The 23,355-nt window shown below is 27.4% G+C and carries 16 protein-coding genes; 11 read left to right on the top strand and 5 right to left on the bottom strand.

Going from position 1 to position 23,355, the window contains the following annotated elements; genetic code table 4:
- Positions 1-35: 35 nt before the first annotated feature.
- Complete coding sequence (locus tag EXC44_RS01065; RefSeq protein ID WP_223213746.1) at positions 36-1,832, bottom strand: GIY-YIG nuclease family protein; 1,797 nt, start codon at positions 1,830-1,832, stop codon at positions 36-38.
- The gene (gene obgE, locus EXC44_RS01060; RefSeq protein ID WP_120160974.1) at positions 1,822-3,090 is read right to left on the bottom strand and encodes a GTPase ObgE; all 1,269 of its coding nucleotides are present in this window, start codon (positions 3,088-3,090) and stop codon (positions 1,822-1,824) included. Before obgE ends, EXC44_RS01065 begins: the two co-directional genes overlap by 11 nt.
- 102 nt (positions 3,091-3,192) lie before the next feature.
- Between obgE and leuS the strand changes: the two genes are divergently transcribed.
- The 5 genes from leuS to EXC44_RS01035 all read left to right on the top strand — a co-directional run bounded on the left by leuS (position 3,193) and on the right by EXC44_RS01035 (position 9,625).
- The gene (gene leuS, locus EXC44_RS01055; protein WP_129621143.1) at positions 3,193-5,577 is read left to right on the top strand and encodes a leucine--tRNA ligase; all 2,385 of its coding nucleotides are present in this window, start codon (positions 3,193-3,195) and stop codon (positions 5,575-5,577) included.
- 6 nt (positions 5,578-5,583) lie between these two features.
- Positions 5,584-6,333 (top strand): type III pantothenate kinase, encoded by a 750-nt coding sequence (locus EXC44_RS01050; protein ID WP_120160978.1) that lies wholly within the window; start codon positions 5,584-5,586, stop codon positions 6,331-6,333.
- A 61-nt stretch (positions 6,334-6,394) separates the two neighbouring features.
- Complete coding sequence (gene trpS / locus EXC44_RS01045; RefSeq protein WP_129621140.1) at positions 6,395-7,405, top strand: tryptophan--tRNA ligase; 1,011 nt, start codon at positions 6,395-6,397, stop codon at positions 7,403-7,405.
- Positions 7,392-9,137: a threonine--tRNA ligase gene (gene thrS / locus EXC44_RS01040; protein WP_129621137.1), complete on the top strand. Its 1,746-nt coding sequence runs from the start codon at positions 7,392-7,394 to the stop codon at positions 9,135-9,137. Before trpS ends, thrS begins: the two co-directional genes overlap by 14 nt.
- Positions 9,137-9,625, top strand: a complete 489-nt coding sequence (locus EXC44_RS01035; RefSeq protein ID WP_129621135.1) for a hypothetical protein — start codon at positions 9,137-9,139, stop codon at positions 9,623-9,625. Before thrS ends, EXC44_RS01035 begins: the two co-directional genes overlap by 1 nt.
- Positions 9,626-9,911: 286 nt before the next feature.
- On the opposite strand, the gene era is transcribed toward EXC44_RS01035, so the two are convergent.
- Genes era through ybeY form a run of 3 tightly spaced genes read right to left on the bottom strand, consistent with a single transcriptional unit; the run spans position 9,912 to position 11,660 of the window.
- Positions 9,912-10,790 (bottom strand): GTPase Era, encoded by an 879-nt coding sequence (era, locus tag EXC44_RS01030; RefSeq protein ID WP_129621132.1) that lies wholly within the window; start codon positions 10,788-10,790, stop codon positions 9,912-9,914.
- Positions 10,790-11,182, bottom strand: a complete 393-nt coding sequence (gene cdd, locus EXC44_RS01025) for a cytidine deaminase (RefSeq protein WP_120160990.1) — start codon at positions 11,180-11,182, stop codon at positions 10,790-10,792. The genes era and cdd overlap by 1 nt, the downstream gene beginning before the upstream one ends.
- Positions 11,163-11,660, bottom strand: a complete 498-nt coding sequence (gene ybeY / locus EXC44_RS01020; RefSeq protein WP_120160992.1) for an rRNA maturation RNase YbeY — start codon at positions 11,658-11,660, stop codon at positions 11,163-11,165. The genes cdd and ybeY overlap by 20 nt, the downstream gene beginning before the upstream one ends.
- A gap of 85 nt (positions 11,661-11,745) precedes the next feature.
- Here ybeY and EXC44_RS01015 point away from each other — a divergent pair, with 85 nt between their 5' ends.
- The 6 genes from EXC44_RS01015 to gyrA all read left to right on the top strand — a co-directional run bounded on the left by EXC44_RS01015 (position 11,746) and on the right by gyrA (position 23,185).
- On the top strand, positions 11,746-13,104 hold the full coding sequence (locus EXC44_RS01015) for a hypothetical protein (RefSeq protein WP_129621129.1): 1,359 nt from the start codon (positions 11,746-11,748) through the stop codon (positions 13,102-13,104).
- 141 nt (positions 13,105-13,245) lie between these two features.
- On the top strand, positions 13,246-17,430 hold the full coding sequence (locus EXC44_RS01010) for an MGA_1079 family surface serine endopeptidase (protein WP_129621126.1): 4,185 nt from the start codon (positions 13,246-13,248) through the stop codon (positions 17,428-17,430).
- A gap of 201 nt (positions 17,431-17,631) precedes the next feature.
- Positions 17,632-18,225 (top strand): 50S ribosomal protein L11, encoded by a 594-nt coding sequence (rplK, locus tag EXC44_RS01005; RefSeq protein ID WP_120160997.1) that lies wholly within the window; start codon positions 17,632-17,634, stop codon positions 18,223-18,225.
- Positions 18,225-18,920, top strand: coding sequence for a 50S ribosomal protein L1 (gene rplA / locus EXC44_RS01000; protein ID WP_120161000.1), 696 nt, complete (start codon positions 18,225-18,227; stop codon positions 18,918-18,920). Before rplK ends, rplA begins: the two co-directional genes overlap by 1 nt.
- Positions 18,921-19,095: 175 nt before the next feature.
- Positions 19,096-20,280, top strand: a complete 1,185-nt coding sequence (locus EXC44_RS00995) for an IS30 family transposase (RefSeq protein WP_129621123.1) — start codon at positions 19,096-19,098, stop codon at positions 20,278-20,280.
- A 292-nt stretch (positions 20,281-20,572) separates the two neighbouring features.
- On the top strand, positions 20,573-23,185 hold the full coding sequence (gene gyrA / locus EXC44_RS00990) for a DNA gyrase subunit A (protein WP_129621120.1): 2,613 nt from the start codon (positions 20,573-20,575) through the stop codon (positions 23,183-23,185).
- Positions 23,186-23,355: the final 170 nt, after the last annotated feature.

Genomic DNA, 23,355 nt, shown 5'->3' with positions numbered 1-23,355 from the left:
ATAAGGTAATAAAAAACCTCCAAAAGGAGGTTTTACTAGTCATCAAAATTTTCATCTAAGTATGTTTTAATTTTACATGCTAAAGTTTGATTTACTACTTTAGATATTTGATCTAAGGAAGCATTATTGAGATTTTTTATATTGCCAAAAGTTCTAAATAATTTTTCTTCAACTTTCTTTCCAACCCCAGGGATATTAACTAAAATAGAATTAGTTAATAATTTATTACGTGTTTTATTTAAATATTCTTTAGCTCTTTTGTCAACTAAAATTTGAATATTAGTTAAAAAGTTAAATGTTTCAATGTTTAAGTCTAAAACTTTGTTTTGATCATTAATAACTTTGCTAGTTTTATGTTTATGATTCTTAACTAACCCAATAACTTTATTACTAAAATTATAGTTTTGTAAAGCTTCTTTAATTTCATTAATTTGGTTTATAGCGCCATCAGCTATAAATAAATCATGTTGGCTGATTTTATCTTGGTTTACTTTTAAAAATTGTAATGCATTTAAATACATATATTTTAAATCATCTTCAGTATTAAATTTTTTAATTTTTTCTGCTAAAGATCATTTGTATACTTTGGGTTTTGTACTAGTTTTTAGATTAAAAACTAGTACAACTCCAACTCCATCTTTTTGGTTTTGAAATGAATTATCAAATATATATAAATTATTTATTAAATCCTTAAAACCAAGTTTTAAACTTAGCTCTTGCAAAATTACCGAATTTAAACTTAAGCCAAAAGAGTTATATTTTTCTTTAATATTAATTTTTAAATTTTCTAAAATAGTGTTATTAATACCGCCTTTAGCAAACCTAACAACTTTTTGGATTTGATCATTTAAAATTAAATCAAACGCATCAATTTCTTTGTTCAGATAAATTATTTTTGGCAGTAATTTATCATTATAATAAGTATTTAAAAAACCCTCAATAAACTCATTAAATAAGCCACTATATTCATAATATTTAATAAAAATATTAGTAACAATTCCATAATTATAAGTTTTAAGAGCTACAAAGATAAAATGGTTAATTTGTTTAAAATAAATATAATCAATTAAAATAATTTTTTGAATTTCAGTAACTTGCGGTTGCCTAGTTTTAGTTAGAAATTCTTGTGCTTTTTTGTACATTAAAGCACTTTGAAAATCTAATTTTTCAGCAAAGGTTTTTTCTAAATCTACAAGCTTTTTATTAAAATTATTATTTTTAAATTCAAAAATTTCTTTTATTTCATGAAAGATTTCAATACCTTTTCGATGACTTTGTTTTGTAATTAAAAGACCATCTTTATAAGTATAAATGCTTTTTAAAACATTAATAAAGTTTTTGTGCTCGTCATTATAAAATAATGGGCCAAAGTAAAATGAAGTATCTTTTGGATCTTTTTTAATTACTTTCGAGCTAAAGCTAAAAGTAATTAAGTTTTTTTGGTTTAAAGAAACTTTAATATATGGGTTTTTTTGTGAATTAACTAATTTAATATTAAATTTTGGTTTATGTTCTTTAATCATTTTTTCTTCAAGGTGCAAAGCATCGCGCTCATTAAGGGTGTAAATAACTTCAAAATCATTTAATTCATCAATCATTTTAGTGGTTTTATAAGAATTTAATGAGCCTTGTAAATATTGTTTTAAACGTTTTTTAATATTTTTAGCTTTACCAATATATATGATTTGTTTCAAAGAATTTTTTCATAAATAAATTCCTGGTTTATTTGCTGAATTATTGACTTTTTTGATTATGTCTAAAGAAAAATTATTCATAATTAAATTATATAAAAAAACAAGGCGTTGCCTTGTTTTTAAAGTTTTAATTTTCATTTTCTCATTCAAATTCAAAATCAAAAATAGTTACTGTATCACCAGGATTTATTTCTCTTTTAATAAGTTCGTCTCAAACACCTATTTTTTTCAAAATATTATTAAAACGAACTAAGTTATCATATGAATTAAGAGGAATTTTATAATATAGCTCTTGAACCTTTTTGCCACTAACATTAAAATGACCTTTATATGGAGAAGTCACAATAAAATCAGGTTCATATTCAATAACTTTTATCTCATCTTCATTAGTTTTTTCAACGGTTGAATTTGCATATTTTTGCACTAGTTCTGCTAATTTAGCTCTAACTATTTCTAAATTCTCCCTAAAAATTGCTGAAATTTGAATTACTTCAAGATTTGGATATTTTGCTTTGAATTTTTTCAGATTTGTAGCAAAAACTTCCATATCTGATTTATTTGCAATTATTAATTGCGGTTTTTGTTCTAATTTAAGGTTGTAACTTTTAAGTTCATAATTAATTACCTCATAATCATTAATTGGATCTTTATTAGTTGAACCAAAATCAATGATATGAGCAATAATTCGGCACCTTTCAATATGTTTTAAAAATTGTATACCTAAACCTTTACCAAGCGAAGCTCCTTGTATTAAACCAGGTAAATCAGCAATAGTAAACGATTTATCATCATACTTTACCATACCTAGTTGTGGAACTAGGGTGGTAAATTCATAATCTGCTACTTTAGCTTTTGCATTAGAAATTGCATTTAAAAAAGTTGATTTACCCGCTGAAGGTTTTCCAACTACCCCAACATCTGATAATATTTTTAGAACTATTTTTGCTTCATACTTTTCTCCAGGCATACCATTTTCAGCAATCTTAGGTGCAGTGTTTTTTGAGGTTTTGAATTTATTATTACCTCTTCCACCTTTACCACCTTTTGCAACTAAATATGGTATTTTTGGTTCAATAACATCAGCAATTAACTTTTTACCATTATATACTAAAGTACCAATTGGAACTTTAATATAAGTATCTTTAGCATTAGCTCCATATAAGTTTTTAGGGCCACCATTAACACCATCTTCGGCTTTAATGTGTTTATTTTTGTAAAAACTAAGTAAAGTATTTTTTCCTTCATCACCAACAAAATAAATATGACCACCACGGCCTCCATCGCCTCCATCAGGCCCACCTTTATCAACGTGGGCTTCACGGCGAAATGAAATCATCCCATTTCCACCTTTTCCACCTTGTAAAGAAATCGTTATTTCATCTATAAATCTTGCCATATTTCTCCTTGAATTAACATTATTACTATAAATAATAACATATTTTAATTTATTTACTATATAACTTTATTTATAGATAATTTTGGTTATAATTTATTAACTATGTATAAGCACAAAGAGATTGAAAAAAAATGGCAAGAGATTTGAGAGCAAACTAAAGCTTTCGCAACAACTGACAACCATGAGAAAAAATTTTATGCCTTAGATATGTTTCCTTATCCTTCGGCTGCAGGGTTGCATGTGGGACATCCTGAAGGATATACAGCTACTGACATTGTCGCTCGTTATAAACGTTTAAATGGTTTTGATGTCTTACATCCAATTGGTTGAGATGCTTTTGGACTTCCTGCCGAACAATATGCTTTAAAAACAGGAAATCATCCAGCAAGCTTTACCCAAGAAAATATTAAAACTTTTAAAAAACAACTTAAAAGTTTAGGAATTTCATTTGATTGAGATAAAGAAATTGATACTACTGATCCAAAATATTATCAATGAACACAATGAATTTTTAAAAAATTATATGAACATGACCTTGCAGAAATTAAAGAAATTGATGTAAATTGATGCCAAGAACTTGGAACAGTTTTAGCTAACGAAGAAGTAATTACTGATGAAAATGGAATAAGGGTTAGTGAACGAGGTAATTTCCCAGTAGTGCGCAAGCCAATGCGCCAATGAGTTTTAAAAATAACTGCCTATGCTGAAAAACTTTTAGAAGGATTAAATGAGGTTGATTTTTCTGAATCATTAAAATCATTACAAGAAAATTGAATTGGAAAATCACTTGGTCATGTTGTTAAATTTCAAATTGAAAATTCAGACCAATTTATTGAAGTTTTTACTACTAGACTTGATACAATTTTTGGAGCAAGTTTTTTAGTTCTAGCTCCTGAACACTCATTAATAAATCAAGTTAAAAATAACAAGGAAGTTTCAGAGTTCTTAGAATACGCTAAAACAATTAGTGATCGTGATAGAATTGCTAACCAAAAAGAAAAAGTTGGAGTTTACACTAATTTAAATGTAATTCACCCAATTACCAAAGAAGTTTTACCAGTATGAACTTCAAATTATGTTTTAAATACTTATGGAACAGGTGCTATTATGGCTGTCCCTCAAGAAGATGAAAGAGACCATGAGTTTGCACTTAAATATAATTTAGCAATTTTTTCAATTATTCCTAATAAAGATTATGGATTAGAAAATTCTAATTTTAGTAATTTAGATAAAGCACAAATTACTAAAATTATTTACGAATTTTTGGCAAAACAAAATAAAGTACAAACCCATATTTCCTATAAATTAAGAGATTGAATTTTTTCACGTCAAAGATATTGAGGAGAACCATTTCCAGTTTATTTTGATCAAAATAATAATATTTATTTAGATCAAAAGATTGTTGAATTACCATATATGGAAAATATTAAACCATCTTTAACTGGTGAATCACCTTTAGCTAATAATAAAAATTGACTATACTTTGAAAAAGATGGTAAAAAATATCGCCGTGAAACTAATACAATGCCTCAATGAGCTGGCAGCTCATGGTACTTTTTAGCTTACATCTTAAAAAATGCTGATGGAACTTATTTAGATATTCAAAGTCAAGAAGCATACCAAAGATTTCAAAAATGACTCCCAGTAGATTTATATATTGGAGGTCAAGAACATGCGGTAGGTCATTTAATTTACTCAAGATTTTGACATAAATTTTTATATGATTTAAAAATTGTTCCGGTATCTGAACCATTTCTTAAAGTTGTTAACCAAGGAATGATTCTTGGACCTGACGGTCAAAAAATGTCTAAAAGCCGTGGTAATGTGATTAACCCTGATGAAATTGTTAATAATTATGGAGCTGATACATTAAGAGTTTATGAAATGTTTATGGGACCATTGACTGATACTAAAGAATGAAGCGAAAGTTCAATTAAAGGAATCCGTAAATGACTTGATCGTGTTGAAGTTATTATTTCAAAATTTGCTTTAGATAAAACTTTAATTGATCCTAGCTATCAAGATAAAGACTTTAATTCAATATGACAAATAACAATTAAAGAAGTAACTGAAGCAATTGAACAACTTAAATTTAATATTGCTATTAGCAAGCTTATGGTCTTTATCAATGTGCTTTATAAAGTTAGAAAACTTAATAATCTTAAACCATTAGTTGATTTTCTTACCATGCTTTCTACTTTGGCTCCGCATTTATCAGAAGAATTATTAGAAAAATTAAACCAAAAACAAATTAAGGATCAAGTATGACCTAGTTTTGATCAAAGTTTATTAAAAATAGAAGCTGTTAAAGTAGTTGTGCAAGTTAATGGGAAAGTACGTGCTATAATTGAAAAAGATATAAATATGGATCAAGACAGACTATGAGAATTAGCACAAAATCATCCAAATGTACAAAAATTTATTGCCGGTAAAGAAATCAAACATAAAGAATTTATTAAGGGTAAAATTATTATCTTTAATATTTAATTAAAGATGCTTTATTTAGATTTAGGTAATTCATGTTTAAAAATTGGTTATAAAGATACTTTTAATAATTTAAAAGTTAAAATAATATCTTTAAAAGAATTAAATATTAGTTCTCTTAAAACTTGTCTTAAGCAAATAACTAACGAATTTAAAAATTTTTCAAAAGCACTTTTAGCAAGTGTTAATTTTGAAATACAAGAACAATTATTAAACTTCTTAAAAATTTTTAAAATTAAAACATATCTTATTAACCATAAATTTTTAAAAAATAATCTTAAGATATTGATTAACCAAGAAATAAACTTTAATGAAGTAGGGATTGATATTTTGTTAAATAGTTATTTTATATCTCAAAAATATAATTCAGCAATTTTAGTTTCTTTAGGAACAGCTAGTGTTATAACTAAAATTTCAGATCAAAATCTTTTAGGAGTAATTATTATGCCTGGTGTTGAAACTAGCTTAAATTCGTTATTTCACAATGCTTCTTTAATCAATCCTTTGAAGCTAGATTATGAAATTAATAAATCTCTAGGCACAAATACCCAAGAAGCTATTTCTATAGGGATTATTAAAGGTTTTTATTACTCAATTCAAGGTTTAATTAATGATCTTAACGAAAATAATTTACCAGTATTTTATACTGGCGGAAATTTAAAATATTTTCAAAATCTTAATTTAGAAAATATTATTGAGTATTGTGTTATAAATGCTTTAGATTTAATTTATCAAAAATGCAAGCTTAAATTTAAATAGCAAGACTTAAAGCTTGCATAAGAATAATTTTAAATTATTATATAATAATATATGGAGGGCTATGAAAAGATTAGTGAGTGGTATTAAACCAACTGGTGATTTAACTTTAGGTAATTATATTGGTGCTATAAAAAACTTTGTGAAATTACAAAATGAATATGAGTCATATATTTTTGTGGCTGATTTACACGCTTTAACAACTGGTAAAGTTAACTCAAAGGAATTTAAAGAGCAAAGAGAATCAATTGTTGCACTCTATGCAGCTTGTGGACTTGATTTTCACAAAAACGCAATCTTTTACCAATCACAAATTTTAGAACATTCACAAATGCAATGGTTAGCTTTATGTCAAACGACCTTAGGTGAATTAAAACGTATGACTCAATTTAAAGATCAAGCTTCAAAATTAAAACAAGGTAATGGCACTGAGAAGATTCCAACTGGTATTTTAACTTATCCTACTTTAATGGCTGGAGATATTTTGCTGTATAACCCTGATGTTGTACCAGTTGGTGAAGATCAAATTCAACATTTAGAATTAACGAGAAATATTGCTCAAAGATTTAATAAAAACTATCAAACTAATTTGAAAATTCCTCAAGCAATCGTTCCAAAAGTTGGTTCCAAAATTAAATCATTAAATGATCCAAATGTAAAAATGTCAAAAAGTCAAAAAAACCCTAAGTCAACAATTTATTTGTTAGAAGATCCAAAAAGCGCTTATAAAAAAGTTTTAAAAGCTGTAACTGATTCTGAAAATAAAATTTATCTTTCAGAATCAAAACCTGGCATTTTAAATTTATTAAATATTTATGCTGGGATTAATGATCTTAGTTTAGAACAAGCTGCCGAAATTTTCAGAGATTCAAATTATAAAGATTTTAAAGAAGAAGTGGCTAAAGCTGTTAAAGATTTATTAATACAAATTCAAACTAAGTATCAATATTATTTAAAAAATGTTGATGCTATTATTAGTGTTGGAGCTCAAAAAGCCCAACTACTCGCGAAACAAACAATTAATAATTTACAATTAAAAATTGGACTATACGGAGAAAATGATGAAAGCAAATAAACAATTAAACCATACTACTTCTCACTTGCTAGCTGCAGCAACTGAAAGATTATATCCAGGTGTGAAACTTGGTTTTGGTCCAGCTACTGAAGAAGGGTTTTACTATGATTTTGAATTTTTAGAACCTCTTAGTGATACTGAGCTTAGCAAGATCGAAAGATTAATGAAAAAACTTGCTTCACGCAACTTGGTTATGAAGCAAGTTAGTATTGAAGAATATTCTTTTGAAAATAAACCATACAAAAAAGAATTATACGACGAATTATTAGCCCAAAGAAAAGAAATTACTTTTTATTCATTAATTGATCCACAAAACAATGAAGTAATTTTTACTGACCTATGTGCCGGAGATCATGTTAATGATACTAAAAACATCAAACATCTTAAATTACTTCACTTAGCAGGTGCTTATTGAAGGGGAAATTCAGATAACATTCAATTAACTAGAATTTATGGTACAGCATGAGATACTAAACAAGAGTTAGAAGAATTTTTAGCTATTTTAAAAGAGCGCAAGGAAAGAGACCACCGTAAAATAGGTAAAGAAATGAAACTTTTTACATTTAATAAATTAGGTGGTCAAGGTTTACCTTTTTGACTTGAAGATGGAATGTATATTCATAACGAAATTAAAAATTTAGTGCTACAAAAAGATCGTGAATATGGTTTTACAGAATTATTAACACCACACTTTGGTGAAGAGGAACTTTATCAAATTTCAGGACACTTAGCTCATTATAAAAGTGATATGTTTAAGCCTATCGTGGTAGAAAATGAACGTTTAATCCCTCGTCCAATGACTTGCCCACACCATATTTTATGTTATAAAAGTGAAAAGCATTCATACCGTGATTTACCAATTCGTTATTCAGAACAATCGCAATTATACAGGTATGAAAAATCTGGTGCTTTGACAGGCCTTGAACGAGTAAGGGGAATGTTGTTAACTGAAGGACATTTATTTGTTCGCAAAGATCAAATTTCAGATGAATTTAAAGCAATGTATCAGTTAATTAAAGAAACTTTAGAAGCTTTTAACATCCAAATTAGCTATGTATCATTATCATTAAGAGATCCAGAAAATAAAGATAAATATTTTAATGATGACAAAATGTGAAATGAAGCTGAAAATCAGCTTCGAATAGTCTTAAATAATTTAGGTGTAAAATATGAAGAAAAACTTGGTGAAGCAGCTTTTTATGGACCTAAAATGGATATTCAAATTTTTACTGCTTTAGGTCATGAAATTACTGTTTCAACCTTACAACTTGACTTTTTACTACCACAAAAATTTAATGTAAGTTTTATTAATAAAAACAATGAAGAAGAAACACCTGTTTTAATTCATCGTGGGTTAATTGGAACATATGAAAGATTTGTCGCAATATTATTAGAACAAACAAAAGGTGTGCTTCCTTTTTGGTTAGCACCTAAACAACTTACAGTTATTCCAGCTACTAACCATGATGATGATTTAGAATATGCTTCAAAAATAAATCAAAAACTTTTTGCTTTAGGTTTTAGATCTAAAATTGATTTGCGTGAAGAAAGATTAAATAAAAAAATTAGGGAAGCACAAATCTCTAAATCAAAAATTCAATTAATTTTAGGTGAAAAAGAACATTCTTCTAATACTATTACTTACCGTGAGTATGGAAAAGATGAATCAATTACTATGCCGTTAGATGAATTCATTACTTATATTACCAATTTAAAACAAACTAAAAAATAATGGCAAAAAAAAATAAGCAACCTTTTTGGTGTGATAAAGTTTTCTTTATAGTTTTCTTTTTTATCACTATTGCAACTTTGCTCATTAGTGACAAAATAATTAAATGAAATACAGTTTTAAATACTACTTACCAATTAGATGTTCCATACCGTATCTTAATTAGTTTTCTTTATACAACAGTTTTTTTAGTTGTTAGTTTTCTCTTAGCATATTTTGGTAAATTAAAAGTAATTTATTTACAAATTATTGCCTTTATTATTGGTATTACAATGACTTTGTTTTGAATTCCTTTGTATCAAAAAATAACCAGCAGCAATTCAGAAGACAAAGATACGTATCTTTTTCTTTGAACATGATATAAATATGATATTATTGCTGTTTTTATGTTATATCTTTTTATCTTTGGATTAGTGAAATATTTGGCAACTTATCAAAATATTATTAAACTTAAGCAAAGATTTAACAAAAATAAACATACTTTAAAATAAATTATAAAACCTTCCTTTAGCTTAATTTCAAGGAAGGTTTAAATTTATAAGAATCTAAAGTAACTCACAAATTAACTTAAATATAATGATAAACTTAGAAAATTCACCTTTTTTGATGATGCTAAAACAATATATTGTATTGAACTTGGAGCAGAAAATTGATATAAACCTTACTTTTTTTAATAATTCCTAAATCAAACGCTCAAAACGCTAATGATTTAGAGATAAAATTTCAATACAAATAATATTAAAACAAGCACATATTTTAACTCATGTGCTTGTTTCTTTAATACCCAAATTTTGATAATTGTTTTAAATCATCATTTCATTTTTTAGCTACTTTTACTTTTATTGTTAAAGTAACTTTAGTTTGAAATTGTTGTGAGATTTTAAATCTTGCTGTTTGACTAATTTGTTTAATTTTAGAAGCGTTTTTACCAATAACCATACCTTTTTGCGAATCTTTTTTGACATAGATATTTGCATCAATGTAAAGGTGCTCTGGATCTGATTCATTAAATTCAATTACTTCAACAGCTATTGAATGAGGCAATTCTTCATAAAGTAAGTTAATTGCACTTTCTCTGATTATTTCTTTTGCAATAAAACGAACTGATTTATCGGTAACATAATCTGGATCATATTGAAAAGAATCTTGATAAGCAAAATTATCTTTAATTAAATCAATTAAAGAATAAATAGAAGCTTGATTATTTATATCTGTAGAAATAATATAATCAAAATTATATTTATTTAATTGATTAATTTTATCAGTTAGCAACTGAGGATTCCCCTTAATCTTACTTACTTTTGAAATAACTGCAATTTTGTGAGGATGATTAGCAATTTTATCTAAAATTAATTGATCACCTTTTGCAATTTTTTCATCTGCAGGACTTAAAAATAAAATAACATCAACATTTTTAACAGATTCAAAAGCTGCTTTGTTTAAACTTTCACCAAGCTTATTTTCAGCTTTATGAATCCCAGGGGTATCTGTAAAAATAAGTTGAAAATCATCTTCTGTATAAATACCGGTAATTTGGTCCCTGGTGGTTTGGGCGGTATTTGTAACAATTGCAACGTTATAGCCTACAATTGCGTTAACTAAACTGCTTTTACCCACATTAGGACGCCCTACAATACTAGCAAAACAAATTTTCATTATTTAATATCTTCTGGTTTAATTGGATAAGGAACTAATTCAGATAATTTATTTACTCTAACTTTGCTACCATCATTTGAATATTGGTAAATTAATGCATCAGGGCTCATGAATTCAGTCATAACTTGACGACATCCAGCACAAGGGCTAATTTCATCTTGCTTTTTAGAAATAATATGAATTTCTTTAAAAGTTCCAACTTTAGCCCCATAAGCAACAGAACCAAACAAAGCACTGCGCTCAGCACATAGCCCTGATGGGTAAGCAGCATTTTCTACATTTACTCCTGGGTATTCATTGCCCTCTTGATCAATTGCAATTGCCGCAACTTGAAAATTTGAATATGGTGCATATGATTTAGTTAATAAATCTCTAAGTGTTTCTAGTTTCATAATCTTGATCCTTTCTAGTAATTTTCAATGGGTTAAAAATAGCATCAACAATTGAGTTCATGATAAGTCTTTCTTGTTCTTCTTCATGATCATAGCCTTGAAGATGAACAAGACCATGAGTAAATAAGTAACAAAATTCCCTTTTTATAGAATGATTGTATCTTTTAGCTTGACGTTTTACCCGGTCTCAGCAGATTACTAATTCACCTAAATGAAGCAAGGGTAATTTGTCATAAAGCTCTGCATCACCAAAATCAAAAGATAAAATATCAGTAATATAATTTTTATTACGATATGTTTTATTTAAACTTTTAATTTCATTACGTGATACAATTGAAACATCTAAAATGATTGATTGTTTCTTTGTTAACTTAAAATAGTTAATAAAATTTTTTAAAATTTGATAAGATTCAGCTTCAAAGATTGTTGGTGCTTTAATTTTATTATTGAAATTAATTGTAATTTGTTGCGATTTCACAAAATAAATTATATAATATTTATGTAGTAAATATTCATTTTGAGTATTTATTATTTTTAAACTAAAATATATTATAGGAGTTAAAATGTCAAAGAAGAAAAACTCATTTCTTATTCTAAGTAATGTCTTAGCTTTATCGCTAGGATCATTTAATTTAATTAGCTGTACAAAAGAACAGCCTAAACCACCTACTGAACCAAGCGATCCAGTTGCAAGTGCAGTATCTAATTATCAACAAACTCATGCTGAAATTTTAGCAAAAAATTCAAACAATATTCTTTTAGATGATGAAGCTAAAGTAGTTGCTGCTTTAAATCAGTATAATTCATTAGAACAAAATATTAAAAATAATTTAACCAGCCAAAAAACTTTATTAGATCAATTGAATGCAAAAATCAAAGAACTTAAAGAAACTCAAAATAAAGCTAATCCTAGCCCTAGCACTGGATCAAAAGATCCAGTTGATCCTAATAAACCACAAGAGCCAAAAAATAATAATCCTATTGATCAAGATTCAGATAAAAAAAGCCAGTTAAGTTTAAAACAAGATCAAATCAAAGCTATTAAACAAAGTGCTGCAAGTTTACCAACTAACGTTAGTTCAATTTTTGATACAATTCTAAACAATGAAAGATATACTCAAGAAATAAATCTTGAGAATTTTACTGAATTTGTTAATTCTTTATTAACTATTAATAATAGTGTTTCAGTTTATCAAGCTAAAAATTATAATAATGAGTACAAAACCTTTTTAGAAAAAGTTTTGAACAAAGACTATAATTTATTACTTAGTTCATACCAAAATAGCATTAGTTTAATTAGTTCAAATGAGCAAGAACTTTTAACTAATTTAACTAACGAAACAACAAGACTAAAAGAATTGGAAACAAGTTTTGTTAGCTTTAGTCAAAATGGAGAAAAAATCTTATATGATTTTAATTCATTAGTTAATATATTCACTCAAGAAAATACTATTTTCAACGAAGATGTTAAAACATCTGTTTTATATAATGAAGCAATTAATGATTATAAAATTAATAATAATTTACTAAATACCATTAATAAATATTCATCAATTAATACTAAAGCTTTAAGTTTAAAAACAATTTACAAAACTTTAGTAGATAAATCAAATAAAGATCAACAAACATGAGACTTTATTAATAATGTAAGTCAATATTATAATGGCGAATTTTTAAATAGTGCTAAATTATCTGAAATAAATTTACTAACTACTTTAGATAATTTTATTGTTCAAGCTAATGAAATAAGCAAAAATTCGCAAAACCAAGAGAATTTAAACAATTTAAGAACTCAAGCTAAAACATATATTAATAATTTAAATAATTTAAGTGACGAGCTTAAAAATGCTTTTATAGCTCATATTGATACTTTAAATATTGGACAATTAATTAATGAAACTAAAAATACTGCTAATTTATAGCACCAAAAAGTTAGCGATATTTTAGCTGCAATTAATCAAGCTAACCAAGTTAAAACAACAAGTAAATATAATAATGCATCTAACAAAACTGATTTTGAGAGATATTTATCAGAAACAACTAATTTATTACAAAATAATTTATTGGTTAATAAAGCTGAATATGTTAATTCAGCTTCAAATATTAGTTCTATTAATAATTTATTAAATAATTTAGCTGAAGCTCAAGATAATTTAAACGGAAATGTATCACGTGAAGAAACCCGAAGATTTAAAGAAAGTGTTGAAAGTAAACTCTCTGCAACATTATCAGAAAATTTAACAAGATATAATTTAGCAAGTGGAGTATACAGTGTTAATATTACTGAGAATAATAAAAAATTATTTTTAGCTAATCCAAAAGTTGAAGGAGCAACTTTAACTTTAAAAGGTATTAAAACTGTTGAAAATAATATCAACCAACTTATTTTTGTTTATACTGCTAAAAGTAATACTGAATCAACATTAGTAACTGATGTTGAAAAAACTTACACTTTTACTAATGACTTTAATACTAAATTAAATTTACTAACATATAGTAATTTAGATGAAATTTTCACAGTAAATTATGAAAATTTAAAAAATTATTACCAAAGTGATTTAAAAGCTAATGAAGCAAAAATTAAAGAAAGTTTTAGTAGCAAAAATAATATTTTACATAATTACTTTAAGTTTAGATTTAAAACAGGAAGCTTTAGTTATGAAAATTCTAAACTAGCAGCAGAGTTAGAATTCTTAGTCAATGAAAGAGTAGTAAAAACTATTAAACTAACAACACAAAATAATGTAACTTTTAAAGAAGAATGGTTAAAAGGTGTAAGTATTACACCTAGCGAATGATTTAAGCAACAAGCATTTTATAAAGAACCAGGGTGATGAAAACTAGTAACAGAATCACAAGATCTTGCTCAAAAGTATCAGTTCTTTATATCACAAAAATCATCAAATATTCTAACTTGATTTGGCTTAAATGTCTTCAATGTAGAAAAAGATAAAATTGAAGCTTTAAAAAATAAAGAATTAAAAGAAAAAGTAAATTTAGTAAACCCTACTGCAGCATCAGGTAATAATAATCAAAATGTATTAACTCCTGAAGAAATTAAGCAAGTTCATCAAAAAATTAAAGAAACATTTATTTCACAAATCTTTACTATAACACTTCCTACTAATGTTACTTATGAACTAATTAATTATAGTGATAGTGATATTTTCTATGTTAGTGATTCAAATAAAGATGTTGCTATTTTTAAATTCAAAGTAAAACAAGGTGATAAAGAACAAATTATTGAAGTTGAATTAGCAGATGAGAAAAATGATAAATCTACAAACCAAGACTACAAAGACTTTAATTACTTATTAAATTTAATTAAAACTGATACTAAAGATGATGTTTCAAAAATCTTTGAATTAACTACTGTTAAAGATCCAAAGAAAACTCATAACCAAGTTAATTCTAAAGATGCAGTTAATGGTTTAAATGAATATTATGAATTACCTAAAGCTGGTAAATTCCAACTTTATGCTTATGAATTAACTGATTCAAAAAATTATGTTGATTCTAATGTGGGAGGAACAGCTAAAGTTAAATTCTGAATTAAAGAAAATGGTCAACCTGTTGATGTTACTCGTAATAGATTTTTAGTTAACTACCAAAGTTTAGGACAATATTCAAAAACTATTAAATATTTTAAACCTTTAACATATTTAGATATTAAACCAAACAATACTAATAGTTGATTTAGTGCTTCAGATTTTATGTCTGATAATATTGATCAAAATCATAAAAATATCATTGATCAAATTAATTCGACTAACTTTGAATTACGTAAAGCTAATGCTACTAAGGAAACACAATATGCAATTATTGATCCAAAAGATATAATAGCTCAAAATGCCGCAAATAAACTAAATTACATGCTTAAATTAAAAACTAACTTAGTTAGTGAAGATAATTCAAAAAATAATGAATTTAAAAATCCAGAAAAAAAACAAGCTGCAGATGACAAAAAAATAGAAAATGCTAATAAGCAAGCGAGTTATTGAGCATCTAGTGCAACAATTGCAAATACAACTGATCAAACTAATTCAATTGATTTATCACAAATTCAAAAGAACTATTTTGTTTATTACTATGATGTTGTAAGTAATGATCCAAATGAACTAAGTTTTAAACTTGGATTTATTAGTAAAAGTGACACTACAAAAAGATATACTAATTCTTCTAAGGTTATTACCCTTAAAAACCTTAGAAATGATTATAAAGAAAACTTATATCCTGAAATTATGGTCAATGCTTTAACATATGATGATTTATTAATTCAAAATCTTAGTTCATTAACTGCCCAAGAATTTATTAATAAAGATAAAGATACTTTAAAATCTTATGTAAGTGTTAAAAATGACCAAACTTACAAAAACTTTACAATTAGCAAAGACAAATTTGAAATTACTGAAACTAAACAGGGAGATAATAATTCAGTTTACGTTAAATTTAAAGTGACTAATCCAACTACAAATTTATCATATATAGCTAATACTTGATATAAAATAACTGGCTTTAGAGCTGGAAATACTGCTCAAGAACAATTAACTTTTAAAGACACACAATTACAAACTGTATTTGATTCAAATACAAGTGTTACACGTACAAGGGAAATTGAAGCATACTATGAAGACTTGCTCTGAACTCTTGATTCACAAACAAATTCAGCTTCATGAACTTTAGCTGAAAAATATATTTCTAAAACTCTTTTAGCAAATAATGCAACTCAAAGAAAACTAAAAGTATCATTATTTGCTAACCAACTAATTCAAGATGATAAACGTCTACTTAGAATTAGTGATGAAAAAGAAAGACAAGCTCCATTTGAATTTGATTTTGAACAATTAGCTAGTGGTCAAACCATTAGCCATAGAGTGCAAACAAGACTATATTCAAATTTAAATGGTGGTAATTATCCACAATTTTATTATAACTTTAGTGCTAAATATGAAGCAGGTAAAGGAATTATCTTCAAAGTAACTTTAGAAGATAATCAATATAAAATAATCGTTGGTAATCCATATAAAGAAGCTATTACGTTTAGTGAAACTACTGATGAAAGAAAATTTGGTAAATTTGATAAAGATAAAGCATTTTTAATTAATACAGCAGGTGCTGCAGTAACAATTCAATATACTAATTCAGTTCAAAAAGAGAGTTTTACAACTACTGAAACAAATCAATTTAACTACCAAAAATTAGATTACACTCAAGAAAATCAACCAATTTTATTTTTTACACCTGAAGAAATTATTAAATCAAATGAATATAATCCTAACCAAAATGTTAGTTGAAAACTTCATGATGGTTATAAATTGGATCAAGAATATATGCATAGTTCTTGAGAAGGAATTGAGCTTGTTGATAATGTAAGAGCAAGAAGCTTTGCTTATAATCGTGGTTCAGCAACAATGATTGGAAAAGTATCTAAAGATCCTAGTGATGGTAAATTTTATGTTATTACTAATAATCACGTTGAACATGTTAGCAACTTTAGCGAAGTTGAAGGCAATAATTTACCTAAAACAAAAGAAAGTTCATATTTAACAAAATACTCAAATAATTTTGTTAATGATGTTGATGATGGATTTTCATATTGAGGTGGTTTAAATGTTGCTAATAAAGTTCCAGTTGAAGTAATTTGATCAGGTGTTGATCAAATTAACGAAAAAGGTGCAAAAGCTACAGGGATGCAAGTAGATCTAACAGTCTTTGCAGTTGATATTAAACCTTTAGTTGCAACTGCTAAAAAAGAAGGAAAATTTGATTTGGTAGTATGATTAGAAAATTGGTATAAATTACCTAATATGAATATGAATTACTTGGGTTCTGAAGATGGAGTACAATTTGGACCAAATCTCAAACAATTTGCTATAAATGGATTTCCATACGGAAAACAAGCTGGTTACTTTGTAAACCGGGCGCAATCTAGCTCAAGCGTAATTAGTTTATTTAGACAAAATGGTTATGTACAATCATACTTTAATTCAGGTAATTCAGGTACTGGTATTTTAGGTCCAAATAATTCGTATATTTCAACAATTAACTCAGGAGTTCCATTAACTGAGTTAGTAGCTTGAAACTATGAAACATCAGCGTATAACTACTTAGGAGTTAATAAGTCTGGTGAAGATGCTTTAAGCATCAAAAATACCAATTCAGTAGCTGCCCAAATTTTAAGATGACATCTTAAAAAACCTGCTCAAGTAGATTTACCTTGATTCTTACAGGAAATTAAAACTAAATAATAATTACAAACAACAATCAAAATTTTCCTTTTGATTGTTGTTTTTTTGTTTATTTTTAGATTTGAAAAAACCTCAAAAAATGATTATCAAAATTTATATTTTTTAATATAATAAATAGGCAATATTAAACATTATTGCCTCTACTAGTGGGAGATATTAAATTTATATCGCTAGACCACAATATCGAAAGGATACATATATATGGCAAAAAAAGAAATACAACGTGTTGCTAAATTGCAATTCCTAGCCGGAAAAGCAAAACCAGGACCAGCTTTAGCTGGTGTTGGAGTTAACATGCCTGAATTTACCAAAGCATTTAATGATGCAACTAGAGACAGAGGGGACGAACCAGTTCCAGTCTTAATTACAGTTTATAAAGATAAAACTTTTGAATTTAAGTTATTCACAGCTCCTGCTTCATACAAAATTAAGCAAGCTGCTAAAATTCAACAAGGTTCAAAAAATGCAAAAACTACTATTGTAGCTACAATTTCTAAAGACCAATTAAGAGAAATTGCAGAATACAAATTACCAGATTTAAACACTAATGACATTGACGCCGCTATGGCTACAATTGCTGGAACAGCAAAACAAATGGGAGTTTTAGTTGAAGGATATGATGACATTTTTAAAGCTAAAGCCCAAGCTAAAGCTGCTGCTAAATCAGCCGCTTTGGCACAAATGAAAGCTGCCGCTTTAGAAGCTGATTTAGCTAACTTAGCTGAAACAAAAGGTCAAGGAATTGAAGTTACAACTATTAGTGACGAAGAAAAAGCTAATGAAGGAGATAATTAATGGCTAAACGTTTATCAAAAAACCTTAAAAATGCTCGTGAACAATTTGATAGAACAATTGCTTACGAATTAGAGGAAGCAATTGAGTTAGCTAAAAAAACTTCATATGCAAAATTTGATGCTTCTATTGACTTAACTTTTAATTTAAACTTAGATGTTAGAAAAGCTGACCAACAACTTCGTGGTTCAGTTTTACTACCAAATGGTACTGGTAAATCAATTAGAGTTTTAGTAGTTACAAATAGCCCAGAAAAATCAAAGGCTGCTAAAGATGCAGGAGCTGACATCGTAGTTGATGGACCAGCACTTGAACAAAGAATTAAAGAAGATCAATTTGACTTTGATGTTATGGTTGCTGACCCAGCAATGATGCCTTTATTAGGAAAATACGGTAAAAAACTAGGTCCTAAAGGACTAATGCCTAACCCAAAAACTGGTACAGTTACTCCAACTCCTGAAAAAGCAGTCGAAGAACTTAAAAAAGGTAAAGCAAATTATCGTACCGATAAAGCTGGTATTGTACATTCATTAATTGGAAAACAATCAATGTCAACACAAGCATTAGTTGAAAATGCTAAAGTGCTTATTGCTTTAATTAAAAAATTAAAACCTGCAGCAGTTAAAGGTACATATATGTTAAACTTAACAGTTTCAGCATCAATGGGACCAAGTGTTAAAATTAAAATCGAAAAATAATCTTACAAATCAAGCTTTCTAGCTTGATTTTTTAATACTTTAGCTATCTTAAACATGCCTATTAATTAGAAATGTCACATGCAAGTTTTTTGCATGTGACATTGTTTTTGTCTGCCTTGTAATAAAATAGTTGTATTAATAAATTTTAAAAAATGAAAGGAAACTTTAAAATTATATGAAAAATTTAGAAAAATATATTTGTGTTTTTGACAAATATCGAAAAGAAAATGAATATCAACATTTTAAAATTGAAGAGAATCACAACACTATTTTGAAAATGCAAGGAGCACTTGAGACGCAACGAAAATTACGAATAAGCCAAATCGATCTAGAACAGCTTTATAATATTTTACAAGAACCTTCTGAAGGCTTCTCAATCCAAGAAGTAGCTAAGATTTTTGATAGAGACATTCGAAGCATAAAAAGTAAAATCAAAATTATTACAAATCGCAGACCATTGAGTTTAGATAAACACAATCGCTATGTTTGTCCTAAGTGCTTAAAAAGAGTAATGAGCGTTAAAACTCTTAATTTTGCGAAGCTATACGAACATTTATTAGGCTATTCATTTTCGCGACTCTTTTTTGTAAGTGATGCAATTAAAGAGAAATGAAAGGCCTACAGAAAGTATTGGTATAGTGAACTTAATACATACAATAAAAATAGAAATAAAAAGAATTTAGTTCAAAAAGAAGTTAAGAAATCAGTTACATACCTTGTCAATTCTTTTAAAAAAATATCACCTGATGAATTTGCTCCCTCACCTAGTACAATTTATAAAATAATTAAAAAATACCCTTATTTCCTTGAATTTGACCACATCGTCAAAAAATCTGAAGGAAAATATGGAACACGGAAGCAAAAACAAACCAAACCTAAAACATTAAAATATGCAACAGAAATTTCAAAACGTCCAGATTATATTAATGATGGCTTAGAACATGGTCATTTTGAATTAGACACCGTTATTGGAAAAATCAATGATACATATTGTATTGTAACCATAATTGAACGGCAAACCAGAATGTCTTATGCTATGCTCTCAAAACGTAACTCCAAAGCTATAAAACAAACTCTTCTCAAACTAATCAAGAAACATAGCTTAGACATTAAAACTTTAACAGTTGATAATGGTAGTGAAAATGTCTTATTACACCATGTCATTCCAACTGAAAGATTATTTAAATGCCAACCATATAGTTCATGACAAAAAGGTTCAATAGAAAATATGCACCGCTTAATTAGGTATTACATTCCCAAAGGAAAAAGCTTTGATAAATACTCTCAGCATGGAATTGATTATATGATGGATAAAATAAATAACTACCGACAAGTTGTACGGCAATATAAGATAACCTAAAAATTTTTTAAATCCCCCGCCCTTGATTGCAATCAAGGGGGCCTTACTTTTGAAAAAGTAAGCAAAACCGACGAGAAAACACTAGTGTGTTTTCTGTTTTAGCATACATTTTTTATGTAAAATTTATGTTAAAATTAGAAGGCAATTATTTTGTTAATATCTCGCATGTGACTTTTCCAAAAAACATCTTAAACATGCCTTTAACTTCTATATAGTAAAATATGATTTTTGTGGTATAATAAAATTATTATATATAATAATTTTGTAATTTTCAATAGTTAAGGAGTAAAAAATGCAGTCAAAATTTGATAATGAAGAAACTAAGAAAAAACAACTTGAATTTGAATATGATCACGACGAGGACAAAAGAGTAGTTTTTAAAGATGAAATAATTGATCAAGATAATAACGAGGATGATGAAGAAGCTCCACAAAATAAAGATGATTATTTTGCTAAACCTCAGCTAATATCTGAGCCTGTAGATGGACTCAAACCTGTTGTTGTTGATGAAGAGATGAAGACATCTTTTTTAGAGTATGCAATGAGTGTTATTGTATCTCGGGCTCTTCCAGATGCAAGAGATGGACTAAAACCAGTACACCGTAGAATTCTTTATGACATGTTTGAACTTGGAATTACTCCTAACTCACAACACCGTAAAAGCGCAAGAATAGTTGGAGATGTTTTAGGTAAATACCACCCACATGGTGATTCATCAGTTTATGAAGCAATGGTGCGTATGGCGCAAGATTTTTCAATGCGTTATCCTTTAGTTGATGGACATGGTAACTTTGGTTCAATTGATGGTGATCAAGCTGCGGCTATGCGTTATACTGAAGCAAGGATGACTAAGCTTTCTAATGAACTCTTAGAAGGAATCAAAAAAGATACTGTTGACTTTGTTGATAACTATGATGCTACTGAGCAAGAGCCAGTAGTTTTACCTGCCAAATTCCCTAACTTATTAGTTTCAGGAGCCTCAGGAATTGCAGTGGGAATGGCTACTTCTATTCCACCTCATAATTTAAAAGAAATAATTAATGCAACAATTGCATTAGCTAAAAACCCTGAGATTTCAACACAAGAACTAATGAAAAGTGTTATTGGTCCAGATTTTCCTACCGGTGGAATTATCTTAGGTACTAAAGGAATTTTAGATACATATGAAACGGGTCGTGGAAGCATTATTGTTAGATCTAAAACACAAATTGTTGAAAATGCTAATGGTAAAGCTAAGATCATCGTAACTGAAATTCCTTATGCAATTAAAACTAGCACAATCATTAAAAAAATTGTTGAGTTAGTTAAAGAAAAAATTATTGATGGAATTGCAGATATTCGGGATGAAACTAATCTTAATGGAATTAGAATTGTTTTAGATATTAAAAAAGGATTTAGCGCAAATATTATTTTAAATCAGCTTTTCCAAAAATCTGACTTGCAAACATCTTTTAACTCCAACTTAGTAGCTTTGGTAAATGGTGAACCAAAAACTTTAAGTTTAAAACAAGCTTTAAATGTTTATTTGGATCACCAAAAGGAAGTTTTCACCCGTAGACTTAATTATGATTTGGCAAAAGCACAAGAAAAAGTTCATATCTTAGAGGGATTAAAAGTTGCAATTTTGAATATTGATGAAGTTATTGCAATTATTAAAGCTTCAAAAACAGATCAAATAGCTCAAGAAAAATTAATGGCTCGCTTTGAATTTACGGAGCGACAAACTAAAGCTATTTTAGATATGAATCTTCGTCGTTTAACAGCCTTAAACTATGAAAAAATGGTTAATGAAATTAATGAGTTATATCTTGAAATTAATGGTTATCAAGAGATTTTATCATCCGAAACAAAACTAATTAATTTAATTATTGAGGAATTAAGTATTATTCGTGATAAATATGGCGATGAGCGCCGAACTGCAATTGATTATTATGGCGTTGGAAAAATTAATGATGAAGATTTAATCCCTAAAAAAGAAATTGTCATTACTGCTTCAATTAATGGGTATGTAAAACGTATTAACCTTGAAGAATATTCAACACAAAGACGTGGCGGAGTAGGTTCTTCAAGTATGAAAACTTATGATGATGATGATATCTCGTTAATCTTAAAAGCATCAACACATTCAGATTTATTATTATTTTCTAACTTTGGTAAAGCTTACGCATTAAGAGGATATCAAATTCCTCAAGCTTCAAAACAAAGCAAGGGACAGCCATTTATTAATGTTTTAGAAAATTTAAATGTTTTACAAGGTGAGAAAATTATTTCAATTATAAATGTTGATAGTTTTAGTGATGATTTATTTTTAACTACCATTACTAAAAAAGGTATTTTCAAGAAAACACCTCTATCATTATTTGCTAATGTGCGCCGTTCTGGAATTTTAGCTTTTAAATTGCAAGATAATGATCAATTAGTAAGAGCATTTATTGCAACAGCTGGAGACAATATTTTAGTTGCGAATAACCATAAAAACATTGCTTTATTTAATATAGATTCAGTAAGAGCTTTAGGCCGTAATTCTTTAGGTGTTAAAGCAATTAAATTATTAGAAGATCAATATGTTATTAATGCTTCATCTAATAAAGATGGAAACTTAATTTTTTCTTTAGGTTCAAAGGGTTTTGGAAAAATAACTCATGAATCACAATACCGTATTACTAAAAGGGGTGCTAAAGGCGTTTTAGGAATTAATACTGAAAAATCTGGTCATTTAGTTTTTGCTTCCTTTGTTAATATTGAAGATGAATTATTAATTATTACTGCAAGTGGTAATACTATAAGAATTCAAATTAACCAAATTCCACAAAGTTCAAGAAACACAAAAGGTGTAAAAGTAATTAATTTAAAAAATAATGACCAAATAGTAGCTGTTGAAGTACTTAAAAATATTAATAACTAATAATCTTTAAAACAAGCTGAATAATATAGTATTAAGATAAGAAAATTTGATAATTGTATAACTAATGTAATTTAAGAATAAACTGCTTTTAATTCTCAAGACTCTGAAATAAATATCAAATAAAAACTATGATAAAGGAATTTTAAACACTATTTCCCTAAATATAAGCA

It is taken from the genome of Mycoplasmopsis bovirhinis (assembly GCF_900660515.1).
In the GTDB taxonomy this organism is placed as follows: domain Bacteria; phylum Bacillota_I; class Bacilli_A; order Mycoplasmatales; family Metamycoplasmataceae; genus Mycoplasmopsis; species Mycoplasmopsis bovirhinis.
This window is presented reverse-complemented; position numbering and strand designations above follow the sequence as displayed.